This is a genomic window from Tritonibacter mobilis (assembly GCF_001681715.1).
In the GTDB taxonomy this organism is placed as follows: Bacteria; Pseudomonadota; Alphaproteobacteria; order Rhodobacterales; family Rhodobacteraceae; genus Epibacterium; species Epibacterium mobile.
On record NZ_LNWY01000007.1, the window covers coordinates 127,110 to 145,849 of the forward strand.

Below are 18,740 nucleotides of genomic sequence, written 5' to 3' on the forward strand. Positions count from 1 at the left end.
ATCAAACCCGAAAGGACAGAGTTATGACCTCGCATATCGACACCCAGATCATTGACGCCATCGTCGAGCTTCTCGACATGGACGACGGCAGCTCCATCACTCCCGACACCCGTATTGAGGACGACCTTGGTCTGGACAGTGGCCTGCTGCTGGAGCTGTTCATGGCGCTCGAAGAGCGTCTGCCTGCGCTGGAAATCGACCCTTCCGAGCTGCGCCCGGAGCAGTTCTCCACCGTCCAGAGCCTCTCGGCCCTGATCGCCTCTTTTATGAAAGAGGACGTCCCGGCATGACATCAGGGCAGCGAGATCCGCAGGCGCTATTGCGCGAAATCCATCGCGGATTTCGTGGCAATTTGGGGGATGCCTATCGCACTGCAACCGCAAGTCTGAGCTTTGATACGCTCTATCACGGCGCGCTGGCGCTGGCTGAAAGGTTGCAGACCCTGCCCAGCGGAGCTACCCCCCGGCCCGTGCTGATCTGGGGACATAAAGACCCGCGCTACATGATCGCCTATTGGGCCTGTCTGCTGGCCGGACGCCCCTTGGTGCCCACGGAGCGCGACACCCCTCCCGAGCGGCTGCGCCAGATCGTACAAGGATGTGATGCCTGCGCGGTGCTGGTGGCAGAGGGCGATCCTGCGGATTTCACCCATGTATCGGGGGCGCTGCAGGACCTAGAATTGCCCATATGGGGTGTGGACCCGTCCCTGATGCCTGCCGCAGAGGCCATCACAGCGCCACCGGTTACGTCAGAGGATGTGGCCTATATCATGTTTTCCTCGGGCACCCTTGGTCAGCCGAAGGGCATTCAGGTGAGCTATGGCAATCTGGCCGATTTTATCCTGTGGCAGCAAGCACTTCTGAAGGATGCGCCCTTTGCAGCAGTCAGCGGCAATATCCGCCACTGCTTTGATGTATCCTTGTTTGAACTCTGGAGCGCATGGCAGCGATGCTGCCCGATTACCGCGCTCAATCACGCAGATTTTGCCAATTCCACCGCTTATATTGAGCGCTTGCAGGCGGATGGCGTTGGGCTTTGGGTTTCAACGCCGTCGATCACGCGGCTGATGCTGCGCAACCGCCGCTTTAACGGCGAGCGGCTGCCTGCGCTTCGGACATTTCTGTTCTGCGGCGAGGCGCTGAGCAAGCAAGTGGTCGAGGCGCTGTTTGAACGGTTTCCCAACTGTCGGGTGATCAACACCTACGGGCCAACGGAATGCACGGTTGCGGTCACCTCGCTGGAGATCACCCGCGCCCATCTCGATGCGCCCCAGGATCTGCCGATTGGCTATGCCCGCAGCGGCACAACGCTTGTGGCCACGCCCGACCCAGGACACGGCGAGATCGAAATTCAGGGCGCGTCGGTCGGGCTTGGCTATCTGAACCTGCCTGAAAAACAGGCCGCCGCCTTTCCGCGTCCCAAGTGCTATCGCACGGGTGACAGGGGCCGCTGCACGCCCGAGGGGCTTTGGTATTTTGAGGGGCGGATCGACCGCGAAATCAAGGTGCAGGGCGTGCGCATCGACCTTGATGACATCGAGGCCCACATCCGCCGCCAGCCCGGTATCGAGGACGCGGTGGTAGAGCCTTATGTGCTGCGGGGCGAGCCGCGGGCGCTCAACGCCTATGTCTTTGGTCAGCACACCGCGACGGCATTGCAGGCGCTGGCGGAACAAATGGCCCGCGACCTGCCCCCCTATCTGGTGCCCCGCTTTTGGTACGCAGGTTTTGAGAGCGGGCTGAACCGAAATTCCAAAATCGACCGGGCATGGCTGGCAGAGGCGGCAAAAACCGCAAACCACCGCCATGTCCACAGCCATTCCGGCACTGAAACGCTAAGCTGAGAGGACGTCTCATGACCGACCCGCAGATCCCTGTATTCGATGCAAGTTCCGAATTTCACCAAAACCTCGGTCTGCTCAAAGTGGCCGAAACCGCAATGCGAAAACATGGTGATGTGGTGATGATCCGCGCCAGCGACACGCGGCAGATGCTGTTGATGGCGGGCACTGACAGCATCCGGTACTGGAAGAACCATCAGGGCCAGTTCCAGACCGAGCTGGGCGATATCGCCAGCAATGCAGGCACCACCCGTATCCTGATCGGAGACGCGCTAGAGCGGCCCGAGAATGCCGCCATCTGGGATGCCAGCCGCAGCGGGCTGGCTGAGGTCAACGCGCAGTGGGACGGCTGGGCACATCAGAGCCTGATCGATGCCACACAAGCCTTGGTGCGCAACCTTGCCCTCAACGCAGAGGCCCCGGTGGATTTGCGCCCGATCTGCTCGCTTTGGGCGGTGCGGGCGCTGTGCCCGGCGCTATTTGGTCAGGCCCTGCCCGACCCGGAGATGGTCGAAGGGCTGATGCAGATCGAGCAGTTCTATTTCGCCATGAGCACGCAGGACGCCGAAGCCACCGCGACGCCCGAAGCGCTGGCAGAATTTCAGGCGGCGCGAGGGTTTCTGGATCGGGCGGTGCGCGCCGGGCTGGCCCAGAACAGCGCCGATGCACCCAATGTCCTGGCCTCGATGAACCGCTGTCTGCCCGCCACACTGACCGAGGCAGAGCGGGTCGATTTCCTGCGCCCGACGCTGGGACGCCTGCTGTTGGAAAAGCTCAATATAGACGGGCTGGGGCTGCTTTGGACTCTCAGCCATTTGGCGCAAAACCCGGATCTTGTGGCTGAGATGGCGCAAGAGGTTGCAGGCTGCGCCGATCTTTACAACGCGCCCGATCCTGAGACGCCCCTGTGCTACTCGGTGATTCAAGAGGCACAGCGGCTTTATCCGGAACTGCCCTTTATCTACCGCATCACCAGCAAGGAAATGGAGGTGCAAGGCTACCGGGTAGAACCGCGCACCACGATCCTCTTTGCGCCGTGGCTGGTGCATCGCGATGCGCGCTATTGGGAGGCCCCCAACCGATTTGACGGACAGCGCTTTATGACACCGCCCGAGGACCGCAGCAGCTATCTGCCCTTTGGGATTGGACCACGGGTGCGCAATCGCACGCAATTCCTGCAACATCAGTTGTCAGTCGCGGTGCGTGCGGTGGTGGCGGAATATCGGATCGAACTGGCGCCGGACTGCAAGCGCGGCAATCTGCGCCCGATCCTGCGCTCCACCCTGGCGCCGCGCGGGGCCGTGCCAGTGTCCTTTCACTACCGCACGGCCAACACAGAAGCCGCCACCCTCGCACTCTGATGCGCATGCGCACAGGCAGACCCGGTTTTGCCTGTGTTTATCGCCGCTTCCGGCGGCCTCAGCCTCAACAGGGAGGATCCCATGACAGAGCGTTTCCTGCGCGATATCGCAACCCACATCTGGCAGCACCCGGATCGACCCGCGCTGGTCAGTGATGGCCACGTCACCTCCTTTGGCGCGTTGGGCGCGCAGGTGCAGGCGGTTCTGACATGGCTGCGGGCGCATCCCGCCTCGGATCTGGTGATGGTACATGGCCATAAGGAACCCAGCGTGGTTGCCGCCATGTTGGCGTGTATGTTTGACGGCCGCGGATTTGTGTTTGCGGATCGGTCAAACCCGCCGGATCGGATTGCGCGGATGCTGCGGGTGAGCGGTGCGCAATTGCTGCTGCATGCAGGGCACGCGCCCGACGTCGACGCAGCGGTTCACTCCCATCCGATCTCAGCAGGCCGGGCGCAGAGTTTGGCACAGGATGCGGTGTGCGATGTGGACCCCAAGACGCTTCTATATGTGATTTTCACATCAGGCAGCACGGGCGATCCCAAAGGCGTGCCCATCCGGCGCGACAATTTTAGCGCCTTTTTTGCGTGGTATGGAGAGATGTTGCAGGCCATCGCGGGTCAAACCCTTGCCGCATGGCAGAGCGGTCATGTCAACCATGCCAGCCTGGCCTTTGATATGGGGATGCTCGATCTGTGGCCGGTGCTCGCGCTTGGGCGGCCGGTGGTGATGCTGAACCACCGCTACAACATCATGCCGCGCAAGAACATGGATGCGCTGAGCGGTCAGCGCGATCGGGTGGCGGTGCGTTCGTGGTTCTCGACGCCCTCGCTGTTGCAGTTGATGTGCACCGACCCGACCTTTAGCGCCGAGACCCTGCCGGAATTGCGCTGTTTCTTTGTTGGCGGCGAGGCCGTGCAGCCCAGCCTGATCAAAGAGCTGCGCCGCCGTTTTCCAAAGGCCGAAGTGCGCCATGCCTATGGCCCCTCGGAGGGCACCTGCATGAGCCATGTGCATTGCCTTACCGAAGGCGACCTGAAACGCCATGAGGTGCTGCCACTTGGCCCGGCGCTTGCACAGAATGTCATGCGGATCATCGACAACAACGGCCATGATGTCCCGCGCGGCACTCCCGGTGAGGTTGAACTGAGCGGGCCGCAGATTGTCAGCGGTTACATCCCCGCAGATCATCCCGCCAACCGCGCGTTCTCGATGCGGGACGGGGCGCAATGTTACCGGACCGGTGATCTAGGCTATGTGGATGCGGCAGGTCATCTGTTTCTTCTGGGGCGTGCCGACCGACAGGTGAAATGGAACGGAAACCGCATTGAGCTGGACGAGATCGAACGCGCGGCGCATGGTCTTGATCTGGTTCACAATGCAGCCTGCCTGCCGGTGCGCGAAGATGGCCAGCTGCGCGATATCGTGCTGTTCGTGCAACCCGCATCCGGCGCGCATCTGACGGCCACAAGCTGCGCCCAAGCGCTGGCCACACGACTGCCTCAGACCATGATCCCACGCGACATTCGCCTGATGGAACGGCTGCCGGTCACGGTCAATGGCAAGGTCGATTCTCAAGCGCTTCTGGCGCAACTGAACGCACCGATCCCGGAGCACACATAATGCGTGACGGGGGCTATATCAGTGCAAAGTCACGTTCAATTTTACGACAAGCCCTTGATAATTATACGCCTTCATCAATTCGGACGTCCTACTTTGTGATTTAGGTCTCGCGCTGGCGCTGCAATCGCCAAGATCAACACCAAGCCCACTGTTGCGGTGTGAATCACACGTCTGACCGCGTTGAAACCCGCATAAGGCACATGCCCGCCCGAGGAGAGAGTTCCAGATGTCTGTGTCCGAAGATCTTGAAACCCGGTTGCGCTCCCTGTCCATCGACAGAGGCAGCGTTAAGGCAACTGCCCATGGCCAGCCCGCGCTCAGCACTGTCCCCAACCAGCCAAAAGCCACCCCCCCCCGCCGCATCTGGCGGCGTGTCGGGGGGCTGCTGCTGCTTGGGGTGGCAGGTGTTGTTGCGCTGACCTTGGCATTTCCTGACCGTGCGCCCTCATTTACGGCCCCCGCAATCACCAAAGCCACCCGCCTTTGGGACACCGCAAGCGGTGTGTTTGCCAGCCAAGAGCGCCCGGCAGATGGATCACAAGTGACAACACAACCTGCCGCATCTGCTGAAACAACGGTGTTGGCAGAGACTACGCCTGCTACCCCAGAGGTTGCACAGCCCATCGCCTCCACTGGTCCGCGCGTGATTGGCTCGGGCTTTGTGGTTGCTCCGACCTCGGTTGTGCTGATGTCGGATATCGGCGGTCAGGTCGAACAGGTCGACGTCAAGGTTGGCGCGCGCCTGAAGGCCGGGGACCCGGTGTTGCGACTGGAACAAAGCGATGCGGAACTGGCGGTTGGTCTGGCACATGAGGCCTTTCGCCTCGCACAAGCGCGACTGCGCAGTGCCCGCGCCGATCATGCCGCCGCTGCCGCCCCGCTGCAGCGCCTTGAAACGCTGGAAGCGCGCGGTGTTGGACGGCGGGCCGAACTGGAAGATGCCCGGCTCAATCTTGCGGTGCTGACCAACAGCATCGCCATCGCCCAAAGCCAGGTGGAAACGGCCCGTCTGACCTTACAGCGCGCCGAGCGGGATCTGGAAAAACACACTCTGCGCGCACCCTTTGATGCGGTGGTTGTCGACTTGCCCGCAGCACCGGGCATGATGGTGTCCTCTGGCACCAACGGCGGCGCCGATGAGGCAGGTCTGATGGAGCTGATGGATGTCAGCCACCTCTATGTCGATGTGGATGTCGCAGAACGCAATATCGCCGAGATCCAGATCGATCAGATGGCCGATGTGCGTCTCGATGCCTTTCCGGATCGCAGTTTTTCGGCGCAAGTCAGCGTGATCGACCCGCGTGCCTCGCGCGAGAAGGCGACCATCCGTGTCCGCCTGCGGCTGGATGCCGAGGATCTGATCGGCGTGCGTCCCAATATGTCTGCCAAAGCAACTTTTATCAACCTCACGGACCGGGCGTTGGCCCAACTCCGCCTCAACGGGAGCGAATAACCCATGACCCCTGTTTCATACGACATCGAGCTGACCGGCGTTTACAAAAGCTACCCGCTCGGTAAATCCCGCATTCCGATCTTTGAAGATCTGACCATGACCATTCCGGATGGTGATTTCCTCGCCATTATGGGGCCGTCGGGGTCGGGGAAGTCGACCATTTTGAACCTGATCGGCGGCATTGATACCGTCGATGGCGGTCATGTCAGCATCGGGGGCACCATGCTCGACAAGATGAGCACCCGCGCCCTGACGCGCTGGCGCTCCGAAGTGATCGGCTTTGTGTTTCAGTTCTACAACCTGATGCCGATGCTGAGCGCGGCGCAGAACGTGGAACTGCCCTTGTTGCTCACCGATCTCAGCGCGTCCGAGCGGCGCGAGCGGGTGCATACCATCCTCGACATTGTGGGGCTTGCAGATCGCCACGACCATTTGCCCTCGCTTCTGTCGGGCGGTCAGCAGCAGCGCGTCGGCATTGCCCGCGCCATTGCCAGCGATCCGCGCATCCTGCTCTGCGACGAGCCCACCGGTGATCTGGATCGCAAATCTGCCGATGAAATTCTCGAGCTGTTGCAGCTTTTGAACACCAAACTCGGCAAGACCATCATCATGGTCACCCATGACGAAAGCTCCACCCGCGTCGCCAAGCGTACGGTCATTCTCGACAAGGGTCGGTTTGTCTCTGAGGAGATCGCGCAATGCGCCTGAGCCCCTCTTTGCTGATCCGACAGAACCTGACGCGCAAGCTGTTGCGCAGTATCCTGTTGATCCTCTGTATTGGTGTCGCGTTCTTCATCTTTGGCGTGTTGTCCAGTTTCCGGCAGGGGTTTGAAGGGGCAAGCTCACAGACCTCCCGTCTGGTGGTGGCCTCCAAGGTGGGCGGCAATGAGACCCTGCCCCTGTCCTACCTGCCTGAAATCGAAGCCCTGAACGGGGTGTCCGATGTCACACATATCACCCGCCTGCGCGCCTTTGTGGGCAATGAACGCAATATCGTCGGCGCCAATGCGGTTGACCTTGAAAGCTACGCGCGGGTCTATGCGGATGCCTATGCCTTTGACCCCGAGATGCTACGTGCCGCGGATGCGGATCGCACGGCCATTCTGGTGGGGCGTACTTTGGCGGCACGCATGGGGTGGAGCACCGGCGACACGGTGACGCTGACAAGTTTCATGCATGCCCGCGAGGGGGGAGATCGCAACTGGCGCTTTACCATTGCAGGCGTCTTTGACGGGGCAGAGGTGACCACCGACACCAGTTTCCTGCTTGCACGGGCGGATTACTTCCACGCCGCCGTGATGCGCAATAAGAACCGGGTGGATCTGTTTGGCATCCAGCCCAAACCGGGCACCGATACCGAGGCCCTGGCCCGCGAAATCGACGCGCTATATGCCAATTCGGGCGCGCAGACCCGCACACAGTCTGAAACCGCCTTCATGTCCGCCTTTCTGGAGCAATTCGCCAATATCGCGCTCTTGGTGCGGCTGATTGTGGGCGTCGCTTTTGCCACCATCCTGATGATCGTCGCCAATACGATGATCTTTGCAATCCGCGAACGCACACTGGAAATCGGCGTGCTCAAGGTTCTGGGCTTTTCCGGCGGGCGTATCATGCGCATCGTTCTGGCAGAGACACTGGTGCTCTTTGCGCTGGGGCTATGCCTCGGACTGAGCCTAACAGCCGCGGTGATCCCGGTGCTGGCGGACGCCCTGCAAAGCGTTGTGCCCGGCCTTTATCTGACCCCGCGCGTGATCGCCACGGCGGTGGCACTGGCGGTGGGTTTTGCCCTTGCCTGCGGTGCGCTGCCGTCGATCAACGCTCTTCGCCTGCCCATTGCGGCAGCTCTCAAACACAGGTGATCCCAATGTTCGGTTTTATCCGTCAATCCCTCGCACTTTCGGGCGCAAACCTGCGCAGCTTGCCGCGTCGGGCGTGGATTTCGCTCTCGATGGTGCTGTCTGTCACATTGGTCGTGCTGGTGCTGCTTGGGTTCCTCGCCATGGCCAATGGCTTTCGCAAAACCCTCTCTTCGACCGGATCTGCCGATGTGGCGATGGTGCTGAGCCGGGGGGCCTTCAGCGAAGCCCTGAGCCGCATTGGCACACAACAAGCCCACCTCATCGAGGAAGCACCGGGCATTGCCAGAACCGCCGAGGGTGCGCCGCTCATTTCGCGCGAGCTGGTGGTGCCGGTAGATGCGGTAGCCCAGGACAGTGGCAAGAACGAAACCCTGTCGTTGCGCGGCGTGACGGCCACCGGCCTCGCCCTGCGTCCAAAGCTGGCCATCAGCGCCGGGCGAATGATGACACCCGGCACGGATGAGATCGTGGTCGGCGCGCGTCTGGCGGCGAAATACAACGATCTGAACCTTGGCGACACCATCTCATTTGGGCGTTCGCAGTGGAAGGTTGTTGGCCATTTCACCGCCGGTGGCAGCGTCTTTGAAAGCGAACTTCTGGCGGATGCCGGTCTGGTGCAGGCGCAGTTCAATCGCCCCAATCAAATCCAATCCCTCAGGGTGCGTCTGGAAGATCCGGCCGCCTTCGCGCAGTTCAGTGCCTATGTCGAGGATCTTGACCTCGGCCTTCTGGCGCAGACCGAACAGGCGTTTTACGCCGCGCAGGCCAGCGACATCAGCCGGATCATCCTGTTCCTTGGCTGGCCGCTTGCAATCGTCATGGCGATTGGCGCTGCCGTGGGGGCGATGACCACCATGTATAGTTCGGTGTCGGATCGCATGGTTGAGATCGCCACTGTGCGCGCCCTTGGCTTTAGCCGCAGTGCTGCGTTTGTTGCCACTTTGGTGGAGGCGCTGGCGCTTACCTTGATTGGCTGCGCCATTGGCGTAGCGCTGGCATGGATCGGTCTGGACGGCTGGAGTGCCTCGACCAAGAGCGGCGCCAATGCGCAGCTGGCCTTCCAACTGGCACTGTCATGGCCCCAAGCGCTGAGCGCGGTGGTGCTGGCCCTCGGGATTGGTGCGATTGGCGGCGGCCTTCCCGCCCTGCGTGCCACTCGGGTGCCGCTGCGCGCCGCGATGACCGGGCGAGCGTAACGCAATGGTCTCGCCACAATCCTCTGCCCAGCCACCGCGTTCAACGCCCCAAGGCGGCCTGCGCGCGGTGGTGATCGGGGGTGGTGTCGCAGGGCTTGCGGCCTGCAGCGCAATTGCGCCGCATGTGGCATCGATCACCCTGATCGAGCAGGAGCCAATGCCTACCGAGCCAATGATCCGACGCCACACGCCGCAGGCCCCGCATGTGCATGCGCTGCTCGACAGTGGGCGGCAGGCGTTGGAACAGTTGATGCCCGGACTTGGCGCGGCCCTGCAAAACGCTGGCAGCCTGCCGCTGCGGGTGCGCTCCCAATGGCGCAGCCACGATGGTCATGAATGGTGCGCGCCCGAGGACACAGGCCCGGTGGTGCTCAGCCAGAGCCGACCACTGCTTGAACATGTATTGCGGTGCCGGGTGCTGGCGCTGCCGCATCTGCTGGTGCAAACGGCACGGGTGCGTGGCCTGATGCTTGCCGCAGGGGACGAAACCCGCGCGCCGCGCCTTATTGGTGTGAGCCTTGATGATAGCACCGGGCAGCGCCGCCAGTTGGACGCGGACATCGTGGTCGATGCCTCCGGTCGTGCCGGAGACAGTCTTAAGTGGTTTGAAGCCGCCGGTCTGCAACTCCCGCCAGAGATGACCCGCCACCCCGATATCCGCTACACCAGCGCCTTTTTCGCCAGACCTGCACAGACCCGTGCCAACCCGCCAAGCGCGTGGCTGCGTCCCGCGCAAGCCCCCGCCACGCAGGGGCTGGTGATGGCCCCCATCGAGGGGGATCGTTGGGTGATGACGCTGATCGGGCGCTTTGGGGCCTCGATGCCCCGCAACGAAGATGGGTTTCGCCAGCGCGCGCTTGCCATTGCCGGGCCGGAGCTTGCCGACAGTCTCGCATCCGCCCGCATGCTGTCGCAACTGCGTGGTTTTGCGATCAAATCCGTGCGCTTTCGCCGCTTTGACCGCAAGGCCTCGGCCTTGCCGCTTGGGTATTTTCCCATTGGTGACACCATCGCCACCTTCAACCCGCTTTATGGCCAAGGGATGAGCGTCGCCGCCTTGCAGGCCGTGGCGTTGCAACAAGCACTCTCAGATCACACTGCGCCTGCAGTGCAGCAGACATCCTACCTGACGGCGGCCCATCGCCCCGCAGATTGGGCGTGGAAGATCGGTGGCGCGGTGGACCGTGCCTACGCACAGATGCGCCAGCATGAGGATGCGGATTGCGATCATTTTGCCGAGCGTCTGAGGCTGGCGTTCTCAGCCTCGGTTCTGCGTCCGGGATTGCGCGGTCAGATCGATCGCGTCCTGCACCTGCTGGATGCGCCAGAAAAGCTCGACGCGCTTTGCACGGAACCGGTCTAGCGCGGCCCCTGCCCCTCCTCACTCAAAAGGAACACCAAGATGAAGCTGCTCACCACCGCCCCGCCTTCCGTCCAATTTGCCCCCGGAACTTATCTGGAGGCCGTCGGCACCCTCGCGCAGTGGAACGAGGCGGCCGGCGTCGAGGGCATGCTGATCTATACCGACAACAGCCTGATGGATCCGTGGACCGTGGCACAGGCGGTGATGGAGCGCACACGGCGTTTCAAACCGCTGGTGGCGGTGCAGCCGCTTTATATGTCTCCCCTGGCCGCCGCGCGAAAGGTGTCCTCCCTCGCCTTTCTTTACGGTCGTAAAATGGCGCTCAACATGGTGGCCGGGGGCTTTGTGAAAGACCTAGAGCAACTGGGCGACGCCACAGAGCATGACGCAAGATATGATCGGCTGGTGGAATACACCCAGATCATGCAGGCCCTGCTGCGCGGAGAGACGGTCACATTCAGCGGTACTTATTATCAGGTGGCCAACCTGCGGCTGTCGCCCGCCCTGCCGCCGGAACTGATGCCGGATCTGTTTTTGTCGGGGGCATCGGATGCCTGCGCGGCGGCGGCGGCAACACTGGAAGCCACGCGCCTCAGCTATACCAAACCACCGCAGGATCTGGAACCACTAGCGCCCCTGCCCGGCGCGGGACAGATTGGCCTGAGGTTCGGCGTGATTGCCCGCGAAACCGCCGATGAGGCATGGCGCGAGGCGCGCAGCCGCTTTCCCGAGGATCGGCGCGGTCAACTCGCGCATAAAATGGCGCGCGGCGCGACCGATAGCATCTGGCATCAGGAAATCTCGCAAAAAGCCGAGGATCTGCACGAGGCCCGTGATGGCGCGTACTGGTTGTTTCCGCTGCGCAATTACAAAACCTTCTGCCCCTATCTGGTGGGCAGCTACGGCGAGGTGGCCGCCTATGTCGGGCGGTACCGCGCATTGGGATACACCGCGCTGATCCTCGATGTCCCCAGCAGCGAAGAGGAATTGCAGCACAGCCTGCGCGCGGTGAAACTGGGCGGGGCCGAAGTTTTGCACCCTGCCTCTCTCACGCACTCCTGACGGCGAGGCTTAAGATGTTTGCGCGTACCCTCTTTGATCCTGAACACGACGCTTGGCGCGCGGAGGTGGCAGCCTTTCTGAGCGCCGAAATCACCCCGCATCACGATGCCTGGGTCGCGGCGCGAAAAACACCGCGCGCGGCTTGGGCACAGGCGGGGGCGGCTGGGTTGCTGGCGCGCGCTCTGCCACCAGCATATGGCGGCGCAGGCCGGGATTTTCGCGACAGTGCCATCATCATCGAGGAGCTGGCCCGCCACCGGGTCCACGGGCTGTTCACCTGCCTGCAGAGCGATATCGTCGCGCCCTTCATCCTGCGGCTTGGCACCGAGGCGCAGAAAATGCGGCTGTTGCCGGGGATCGCTCAGGGCGAGGTTCTGGCGGCGCTGGCGCTGACCGAACCACAGGGCGGCAGTGCGCTGTCCACCATGACCACCACCGCGCGCAGCAGCGGTGACAGCCTCGTACTGAACGGCTGCAAGACCCATATCTCTAACGGATCGGTGGCGGACGTGGTCATCGTTGCAGCCAAAAGCGAGCGCGGCAGCATCGGGGATCAACCGGGCCTGAGCCTCATACTGGTCGAAACCGAACGCCCCGGAGTGCATCAAGAGGCGATTGAAAAAACCGGTATGGCCGCGCTGGATACAGGCCAGATCACCCTCACCGATTGCGTGGTGCCGCGCAGCAATGTTCTGGGTGGCGAGGGCATGGGGTTTGTCTACCTCATGAGCTTTCTCGGTGTGGAACGGCTGGTGCTGGCGATCTACGCGCAGGCCTGCTCTGAACGGCTCTTGCAGGATCTGATCCGCGATTGTGATGCCCGCCATACCCCCAATGGCAGCGTGCTGGATCATCAAAACCCCCGGTTCTCTCTGGCAGAGCTTTATAGCGACTGCGCAGTCAATCGCAGTTTTATCGACCAATGTATCCCCTTGGTGCAGGAGGGGCGCTTTGATCCCAAACAAGCCTGTATCGCCAAGCTGCGCACCACTGCGACCTTGAAAAAACTGGCCGCCCTTGGGGTTCAGCTTCGCGGTGCGGGCGGGATCAGCGGTGAAACTGGCGCGCGCGCCAGCCAAGATCTGCTGGATGCCTCAGTGCAGTCGATCTGGGGTGGCACCAGCGAGATCCTGTTGGATCTCATCGGGCGCAGCATGGCCAGCGGCCTATGACCCGGCCCGCGCCACACACACCGGATCGCGTGACCTGCTGGCACGTCCACTTGCCCAAGGATGTGGGCGCGCAGGACTATGAAATCCTCGATGCCGCCGAAAAAACGCGCGCCGATGCCCTGCCCGAGCCCGCCCGCCGGGTGCAATATATCGCCGCCCATGCGGCCTTGCGCCGAATTCTCGGGGCCGCCATAGGCGCGCGGCCAGAACAGCTTTCGATCCAGAGCGAGCGCCACGGCCGTCCGGTTCTGGCGCATCAAGGCGCGCCACATTTCAGCCTCAGCCATTCCGGCGAGGCAGCAATGATTGCCCTGTGTCCCACTGCACGGCTGGGGGTCGATCTGGAACAGCGCCGCCCGCGCCCCAAAGCGCGCCGCCTGGTGGAGCGGCTGTTCGCCCCGGCAGAGCGCGATCTGCTGCTGCCCCTGCCCGCGGCAGCGTTTGACGCCGGGTTTTCCCGGCTTTGGGTCTTGAAAGAGGCCTACATCAAGGCAGACGGACGTGGTCTGGCCTGTCCTCTCGCCGGGTTTGCCATAGATCCTTTCGCCCTTCGGCTGCTTTGCAGCGCGCCGGGGTTCCCAAGCGGGGTTCAACTCTCCTATAAGGAAGTATGTAATAATTTTGATAGCGCTCTAGTGGTATGCTCCACCCAGCCTGTAAAAATTGAACATCGGGTTTTGGATATGCGCGTCAATATGGAAAGGGCGGCCTGACATGGACATGGCACCGCAGAGCCCGACACCCCCGCATGGCCGCGCATGTTTCGCGGCCTGCCTGCACAGCGTATATCCGTTTTGCCCGCCGTTGCACCGGACAACATCCCGGCACTCGGACGCCTGCCCTCAATGACCGGAGACCAGAGGCCTTGCTGTTTTTCCCCCTCCCGTTCCTGACTGCCTTTTTCCTGATCTTCGTGATCATCCAGCTTGCGCGCTATATTGGGCGCGGTCTTGACTGGGTTGTCCTGCTGACCGTGACGGGCTTTGCGCTGCAATCAGTATTGCTGGGGGTGTCTTGGGGGCTGCAGGATATGCCAAAGCTGCCGCTGATTTCGCTGGCGATCGCGCTGCCGCCGCTTACATGGCTGTCGCTCAATGAACTGGCGGGGCGCACCGGGCGCTACAGTCGGGTGGCGATTTTTGGCGGCATCGCCGCGCTCATCGGGACCACCAGCGCTGCGTTTTTGCTGGGCAATGACGATATTGTCGATGCGCTCTCGATCATGGCCTATCTGTTGTTTGGCGGTCATCTGATCTGGTCGGGGATGAATCTCGACCTCGACTGGATGGCAAGCCGCCCCTTGCAAAGCCTGATCCCAACCCAACGCGCCTATATGGTGGCGGGCACCATTCTGCTGATCTCGGCGGGCGTTGATGTGATGGTCGCGCTTGATATCCGGCTCAATGACAGCCAGATCTCACCGGCATTGGTGGGATATTCGAACCTCACCTTCCTGCTGGCGCTGATCGTGGTGTTCTTCACCCGTCACGATGGCACCGCCGCGCCGCCGCGCCCGCAGCCCGCCACACCGCAGGCGCAACCCAACAGCGCCGAGGATGAAACCAGCGCGGAAAGCATCCTTGCCAAGCTGGATCAGGAGATGGAGACCAATCACCTCTATCGCAACGAGAGCCTGTCGTTGAACGAAATCGCGCGCAAGATCCGTGTGCCCGCCCGTCAGGTCTCCAGCGCGGTGAATACGTTGCGGGCGATGAACGTGCCCAAATACGTCAATACGTTTCGCATTCGGGATGCCTGCCGCATCCTTGAGGAAACCGATATGCCCGTGACCGAAGTGATCTTTGCGGTGGGGTTCACCACCAAATCGAACTTCAATCGCGAATTCCAGCGCGTCACGGGCCTTAATCCCAGCGAATGGCGCAGCCGCGCCTGCAGCGCCTCCGAGCACCGCCCTCATGTGGATTCGGTGCGGGTCCGAGAACAGGTGTCCGAGACCTGAAAACCCAAGACCACGACCGGATTCCCGTTTCGGGACGTCCTCATTCGTGGATCAGGTCGCGCGCCACAGACCTGAGCCGCTATGTCCGATGCAGGCGACAATGGGCCCCAAGGCCCCCGCAAAGGAACATCGGACATGAAACGCAAAACCAAGATCACACTCGCCGCCCTCAGCGCTGCTTTGGTCGTGTTGAGCGCCGCGCCGCGACTGGTTCAGGCCGAAGACAGCCAGACCATCGCGCTCAAGGATGCCATTCGGACGGTTGTTTTGCATGGCGACGGCACCGCGCTCAAGCTCACCACCCATGAGGGAACCACGCGCGAGGCTCTGCTGATCACGGAGGATAATATCGGCTGCCCGCTGACGTCCTCAGTGCAGGCCGACGGGGATCAATTGCAGATATCGGTGGAAAAAGGACCGATGCGGATCGGCTTTTGGTGTGACCCGGATGTTACCTTGTCGCTGCCTGAGGGATTGAACCTTGAGATCGGCCTGAGCAACCTCGCCGCCGACATCAAAGGCTCCTTTGAGCGGGTGTCGATCAGAACCGGTCAGTCGGTGATCGACTTTGACGGACGGGCCGCACATTTCACGCTCGAAGGGCGACGCGCAGCGGTGCGGCTCAACTTCCCCCGCGATATGCCGCGCGAGGCGGTAGAGCTGGACGTGGATACGATCCTGTCACAAGTGACCTTTAACGGTGTCTGATAACGGTGCCTGAACACCCCTCCGCGCCCGCATCGTGACAGGCGCGGCGGGTGTCTATATCCCCCCAAGGGCAAGGGATTAGACCATCATCCGGCGCGGATCGCTCAATAGTCCTGCAAAATAGGACAGGAACCGCGCCGCATCCGCACCGTTGATGACCCGGTGATCGTAGCTCAGGTCCAAGGGCACCATCGGCACCGGGCGCGGCGTGTCGCCGTCCCAGACGGTCACGGTTTCGGTGCGGGTGATGCCGAGGATCGCCAGCTCCGGCGGGTTCACAATCGGCGTAAAGCCAATGCCACCGATGCCGCCCAGATTGGAGATCGACATCGACGCGCCGCCCATCTCGTCCGGGCCGATCTTGCGGTTTTGCGCACGGCTAGCGAGATCACGGATCTCTGCCCCGATCTGCAACAGCCCCTTTTGGTCGGCATCACGGATCACCGGCACCATCAGCCCATGCGCGGTATCGACGGCGATGCCGATATGGACATAGTCCTTTAGGATCAAGGTCTTGCCATCCGCGCTGAGTGACGCGTTGAAGCGGGGGAATTCCCGCAGCGCACGCGCCAGCGCCTTGACGTGAAACGTCAGCGCCGTGAGCTTGACCCCCTGCGCCTGTGTCTCCGCCTTGAGGTCCCGGCGCAGCGCCTCGATCGCGGTCATATCGGCGCGGTCGTGATGTGTGACCTGCGGAATCAGCGCATTGGCCGCCGCAAGATTGGCCGCCGCGATCTGGCCAAAGCGGCTCATGGGTTCTTGCGTGATGGGACCATAGGCGCTGTGATCGACCTCCCAATAAGAGGTATCGCCAGCCGGGGCAGCGGAGGCGCCGCCCTCGAGATCCTCGCGCGCGATGGTCTGACGGCCCAGATTTGCGGCCAGTTGTTCAATATCCACGCCCTTTTCGCGCGCCAATGCGCGGACCGAGGGGGATGCGATGACGTCTGACATAAGCGCCCCCTACCAGCTGGCCGAAATATACTGGGTTTCCATAAATTCGAGCATCCCCTCATGCCCGCCTTCACGGCCCAGACCGGATTGTTTGACCCCGCCAAAGGGAGCCGCCGGGTCGCTGACCAGCCCGCGATTGAGCCCCACCATGCCGTAGTCCAGCCGCTCGCAGACCTGTAGCGCGCGCTTCATGTCCTCGGAGAAGACATAGGCCACCAGACCGTATTCGGTGTCATTGGCGCGCCGTATCACGTCGTCTTGGTCGGAAAACGTCTGGATCGCCGCCACTGGGCCAAAGATCTCGTCATGCACGCAGTCGGCAGCCTCCGGCACATTCGAGAGCACAGTGGGCGGGTAGAAGTACCCCGGCCCCTCGGGCTGGGTGCCGCCGATCTCGATCTTGGCGCCCTTGGCCACCGCGTCAGCCACGAACTCTGCCACCTTGTCACGGGTGTCGGCGTTCACCAGTGGGCCGACATCGACGCTTGGGTCTGTACCGTTCCCGACGGTGAGCGCGCCCATGGCGGCCGAGAACCTTCGGGTGAATTCCTCCACCACGGCCTCATGCACATAGATGCGGTTTGCGGCGGTGCAGGCCTCGCCCAGATTACGCATCTTAGCAAGCATTGCGCCCTCGACAGCCACATCCAGATCGGCATCGTCGAACACGATCAGGGGCGCGTTGCCGCCCAGCTCCATCGCCGGTTTCAGCACCTGATCGGCGGCAGCGTGCAACAGCTTGCGCCCCACCCCGGTGGAACCGGTAAAGGACACCACCCGCACGCGCGGATCATGCAACATGTGATCGACCAGCGCGCCCGTGCGTTTGGAGGGCAGCACATTCACCAGCCCCGGCGGCACGCCTGCCTCTTCGAGCAAGGGCATCAGGGCCAGCATCGTCAGCGGCGTCTCGGAGGCCGGTTTGATAATCACCGCGCAGCCCGCCGCCAAAGCGGGCGCGATCTTGCGGGTGCCCATGGCGGCGGGGTAATTCCAAGGCGTGACCAGAACCGCCAGCCCCGCCGGTTTGTGCTGCACCATGATGCGCGCACCCGAGGCGGGCGCATGGGTGAGCATCCCGTCGGCGCGCACGGCTTCCTCGGAAAACCAGCGGAAAAACTCTGCCGCATAGGTGGCCTCGCCCATGGCATCGGCGCGGGCCTTGCCGTTTTCCAGCGTGATGTACTGGGCAAATTCTTCCAGCCGGGCACTCATCAGCTCCCAAGCTTTGCGCAGCACTTCGGAGCGCTGGCGCGGGGTGCGCGCCGCCCAGTCCTTCATCGCAGCCGCAGCCGCGTCCAATGCGGCATCGGCATCGCTAATTTCGGCGGAGGCAACGGAGGCGATCACCTCTTCGGTGGCGGGGTTCACCACGTCAAACCGTGCCTTTTCCGCGCCGGGCACCCAAGTGCCGTTGATATAAAGATCGGTGAATTCCATGACAATCTCCATGGCTCAGAGCAGGTGGCGGACGGGCTGTTCCATCCGCGCTGCAAAATTGGAAAGAAGGGTGACGGCCTCGCGCGCCGAGAGGCTGCGGGCGGCGCATTCCAGCGTCACCACCAGCCCGGCCCCCTCCGCACAGAGCGTCAGCGTGGGGCAGTTCTCGGGGCCAAGTTCCACACAACTGATCCGGCTCAGGCGCAGATCGCGCAGGCAGAGATCCGGCGGGCTGCCGGGGTCGGCCTCGGTGACATCCCCCAAGGGCCCTAGCGGCACCTGATAGAGGCGCTGCGCGCTCAGGGTCTCCACCGCGACAATGGCCGCGCGTCCAAGGCTCGCCCCACCAAAGCCGGCAAGCAATGCCGCCGCATCGCCGAGGCCCGCAGCCTCTTGCGCCCAAGCGGAAAATTCAGAGAACCCCTCCTGCGCCAGAGCCGCCGTCAGACGGCGCGCACTGGCGGCTGCCTCGGGCGTTTGGGTGGACAGCGACCTCAGCAGCCCAAGGTCGGCGACGTGATAGGGCTGCGGATGGCCGGCCTCAACCAGACATGCCAGATCCAGACCCTGCTCCAGTGCCAACCGCCGGGCCTTGGGCGAGGCAAGGACACGGCCATCGGCAGAAATTGCAGGACGTGTTGGCTCGGGCGCAGATGTCGTCACGGGCACGGGGTCGGGATCGGCGGTTTTTGTGTTCCGGGGGGGGGGGGGGGGGACCCCCCCCCCCCCCCCACCCCTGTCGCTCGCCG

General features: G+C 62.6%; 17 protein-coding genes. 14 read left to right on the plus strand and 3 right to left on the minus strand.

The annotated features are described in order from the left end of the window. Window positions 1-23 precede the first annotated feature (23 nt). From UB90_RS09440 to UB90_RS09505, 14 genes are all read left to right on the plus strand, one after another. Entirely contained in the window at window positions 24-290 is a 267-nt protein-coding gene (locus UB90_RS09440; RefSeq protein ID WP_005659347.1) for a phosphopantetheine-binding protein, read from the plus strand. Continuing rightward, the gene (locus tag UB90_RS09445; RefSeq protein WP_065325221.1) at window positions 287-1,843 is read left to right on the plus strand and encodes an AMP-binding protein; all 1,557 of its coding nucleotides are present in this window, start codon (window positions 287-289) and stop codon (window positions 1,841-1,843) included. Before UB90_RS09440 ends, UB90_RS09445 begins: the two co-directional genes overlap by 4 nt. Before the next feature lie 11 nt (window positions 1,844-1,854). Beyond that, on the plus strand, window positions 1,855-3,201 hold the full coding sequence (locus tag UB90_RS09450) for a cytochrome P450 (protein WP_065325220.1): 1,347 nt from the start codon (window positions 1,855-1,857) through the stop codon (window positions 3,199-3,201). A gap of 81 nt (window positions 3,202-3,282) precedes the next feature. Further along, window positions 3,283-4,824 (plus strand): AMP-binding protein, encoded by a 1,542-nt coding sequence (locus UB90_RS09455; RefSeq protein WP_065325219.1) that lies wholly within the window; start codon window positions 3,283-3,285, stop codon window positions 4,822-4,824. Window positions 4,825-5,050: 226 nt separating this feature from the next. Continuing rightward, complete coding sequence (locus tag UB90_RS09460; protein WP_065325218.1) at window positions 5,051-6,277, plus strand: efflux RND transporter periplasmic adaptor subunit; 1,227 nt, start codon at window positions 5,051-5,053, stop codon at window positions 6,275-6,277. A 3-nt stretch (window positions 6,278-6,280) separates the two neighbouring features. After that, on the plus strand, window positions 6,281-6,985 hold the full coding sequence (locus UB90_RS09465; protein ID WP_065323472.1) for an ABC transporter ATP-binding protein: 705 nt from the start codon (window positions 6,281-6,283) through the stop codon (window positions 6,983-6,985). Beyond that, window positions 6,976-8,136 (plus strand): ABC transporter permease, encoded by a 1,161-nt coding sequence (locus tag UB90_RS09470; RefSeq protein WP_081285552.1) that lies wholly within the window; start codon window positions 6,976-6,978, stop codon window positions 8,134-8,136. Before UB90_RS09465 ends, UB90_RS09470 begins: the two co-directional genes overlap by 10 nt. Before the next feature lie 5 nt (window positions 8,137-8,141). After that, on the plus strand, window positions 8,142-9,332 hold the full coding sequence (locus UB90_RS09475) for an ABC transporter permease (protein ID WP_065325217.1): 1,191 nt from the start codon (window positions 8,142-8,144) through the stop codon (window positions 9,330-9,332). A gap of 4 nt (window positions 9,333-9,336) precedes the next feature. Beyond that, a complete protein-coding gene (locus tag UB90_RS09480; RefSeq protein ID WP_065325216.1) occupies window positions 9,337-10,695 on the plus strand; it encodes an FAD-dependent monooxygenase family protein in 1,359 nt (452 codons plus the stop codon). A 39-nt stretch (window positions 10,696-10,734) separates the two neighbouring features. Continuing rightward, window positions 10,735-11,757 (plus strand): LLM class flavin-dependent oxidoreductase, encoded by a 1,023-nt coding sequence (locus tag UB90_RS09485; protein WP_065325215.1) that lies wholly within the window; start codon window positions 10,735-10,737, stop codon window positions 11,755-11,757. Window positions 11,758-11,771: 14 nt separating this feature from the next. Beyond that, complete coding sequence (locus tag UB90_RS09490) at window positions 11,772-12,929, plus strand: acyl-CoA dehydrogenase family protein (protein WP_065325214.1); 1,158 nt, start codon at window positions 11,772-11,774, stop codon at window positions 12,927-12,929. Next, a complete protein-coding gene (locus tag UB90_RS09495; protein ID WP_065325213.1) occupies window positions 12,926-13,642 on the plus strand; it encodes a 4'-phosphopantetheinyl transferase family protein in 717 nt (238 codons plus the stop codon). Before UB90_RS09490 ends, UB90_RS09495 begins: the two co-directional genes overlap by 4 nt. A 152-nt stretch (window positions 13,643-13,794) precedes the next feature. After that, entirely contained in the window at window positions 13,795-14,889 is a 1,095-nt protein-coding gene (locus tag UB90_RS09500; protein ID WP_065325212.1) for a helix-turn-helix domain-containing protein, read from the plus strand. A 135-nt stretch (window positions 14,890-15,024) separates the two neighbouring features. After that, a complete protein-coding gene (locus UB90_RS09505) occupies window positions 15,025-15,597 on the plus strand; it encodes a hypothetical protein (protein WP_110365544.1) in 573 nt (190 codons plus the stop codon). A 78-nt stretch (window positions 15,598-15,675) separates the two neighbouring features. Here UB90_RS09505 and UB90_RS09510 read toward each other — a convergent pair whose 3' ends face one another. From UB90_RS09510 to UB90_RS09520, 3 genes are read right to left on the minus strand one after another with little or no spacing between them, the layout of a single operon-like run. Next, entirely contained in the window at window positions 15,676-16,551 is an 876-nt protein-coding gene (locus UB90_RS09510) for a 2-oxo acid dehydrogenase subunit E2 (protein WP_065325210.1), read from the minus strand. A 9-nt stretch (window positions 16,552-16,560) separates the two neighbouring features. Next, window positions 16,561-17,991 carry an NAD-dependent succinate-semialdehyde dehydrogenase gene (locus tag UB90_RS09515; protein ID WP_065325209.1) on the minus strand — a complete coding sequence of 477 codons (1,431 nt, stop codon included), beginning with the start codon at window positions 17,989-17,991 and terminating at the stop codon, window positions 16,561-16,563. Window positions 17,992-18,006: 15 nt separating this feature from the next. Then, complete coding sequence (locus UB90_RS09520; RefSeq protein WP_157888762.1) at window positions 18,007-18,654, minus strand: hypothetical protein; 648 nt, start codon at window positions 18,652-18,654, stop codon at window positions 18,007-18,009. Window positions 18,655-18,740: the final 86 nt, after the last annotated feature.

Bases quoted from the DNA above. Each gene is read 5' to 3' on its own strand.
- UB90_RS09440 (WP_005659347.1), top strand. From the start codon at position 24: ATGACCTCGCATATCGACACCCAGATCATTGACGCCATCGTCGAGCTT.
- UB90_RS09445 (WP_065325221.1), top strand. From the start codon at position 287: ATGACATCAGGGCAGCGAGATCCGCAGGCGCTATTGCGCGAAATCCAT.
- UB90_RS09450 (WP_065325220.1), top strand. From the start codon at position 1,855: ATGACCGACCCGCAGATCCCTGTATTCGATGCAAGTTCCGAATTTCAC.
- UB90_RS09455 (WP_065325219.1), top strand. From the start codon at position 3,283: ATGACAGAGCGTTTCCTGCGCGATATCGCAACCCACATCTGGCAGCAC.
- UB90_RS09460 (WP_065325218.1), top strand. From the start codon at position 5,051: ATGTCTGTGTCCGAAGATCTTGAAACCCGGTTGCGCTCCCTGTCCATC.
- UB90_RS09465 (WP_065323472.1), top strand. From the start codon at position 6,281: ATGACCCCTGTTTCATACGACATCGAGCTGACCGGCGTTTACAAAAGC.
- UB90_RS09470 (WP_081285552.1), top strand. From the start codon at position 6,976: ATGCGCCTGAGCCCCTCTTTGCTGATCCGACAGAACCTGACGCGCAAG.
- UB90_RS09475 (WP_065325217.1), top strand. From the start codon at position 8,142: ATGTTCGGTTTTATCCGTCAATCCCTCGCACTTTCGGGCGCAAACCTG.
- UB90_RS09480 (WP_065325216.1), top strand. From the start codon at position 9,337: ATGGTCTCGCCACAATCCTCTGCCCAGCCACCGCGTTCAACGCCCCAA.
- UB90_RS09485 (WP_065325215.1), top strand. From the start codon at position 10,735: ATGAAGCTGCTCACCACCGCCCCGCCTTCCGTCCAATTTGCCCCCGGA.
- UB90_RS09490 (WP_065325214.1), top strand. From the start codon at position 11,772: ATGTTTGCGCGTACCCTCTTTGATCCTGAACACGACGCTTGGCGCGCG.
- UB90_RS09495 (WP_065325213.1), top strand. From the start codon at position 12,926: ATGACCCGGCCCGCGCCACACACACCGGATCGCGTGACCTGCTGGCAC.
- UB90_RS09505 (WP_110365544.1), top strand. From the start codon at position 15,025: ATGAAACGCAAAACCAAGATCACACTCGCCGCCCTCAGCGCTGCTTTG.
- UB90_RS09510 (WP_065325210.1), bottom strand. From the start codon at position 16,551: ATGTCAGACGTCATCGCATCCCCCTCGGTCCGCGCATTGGCGCGCGAA.
- UB90_RS09515 (WP_065325209.1), bottom strand. From the start codon at position 17,991: ATGGAATTCACCGATCTTTATATCAACGGCACTTGGGTGCCCGGCGCG.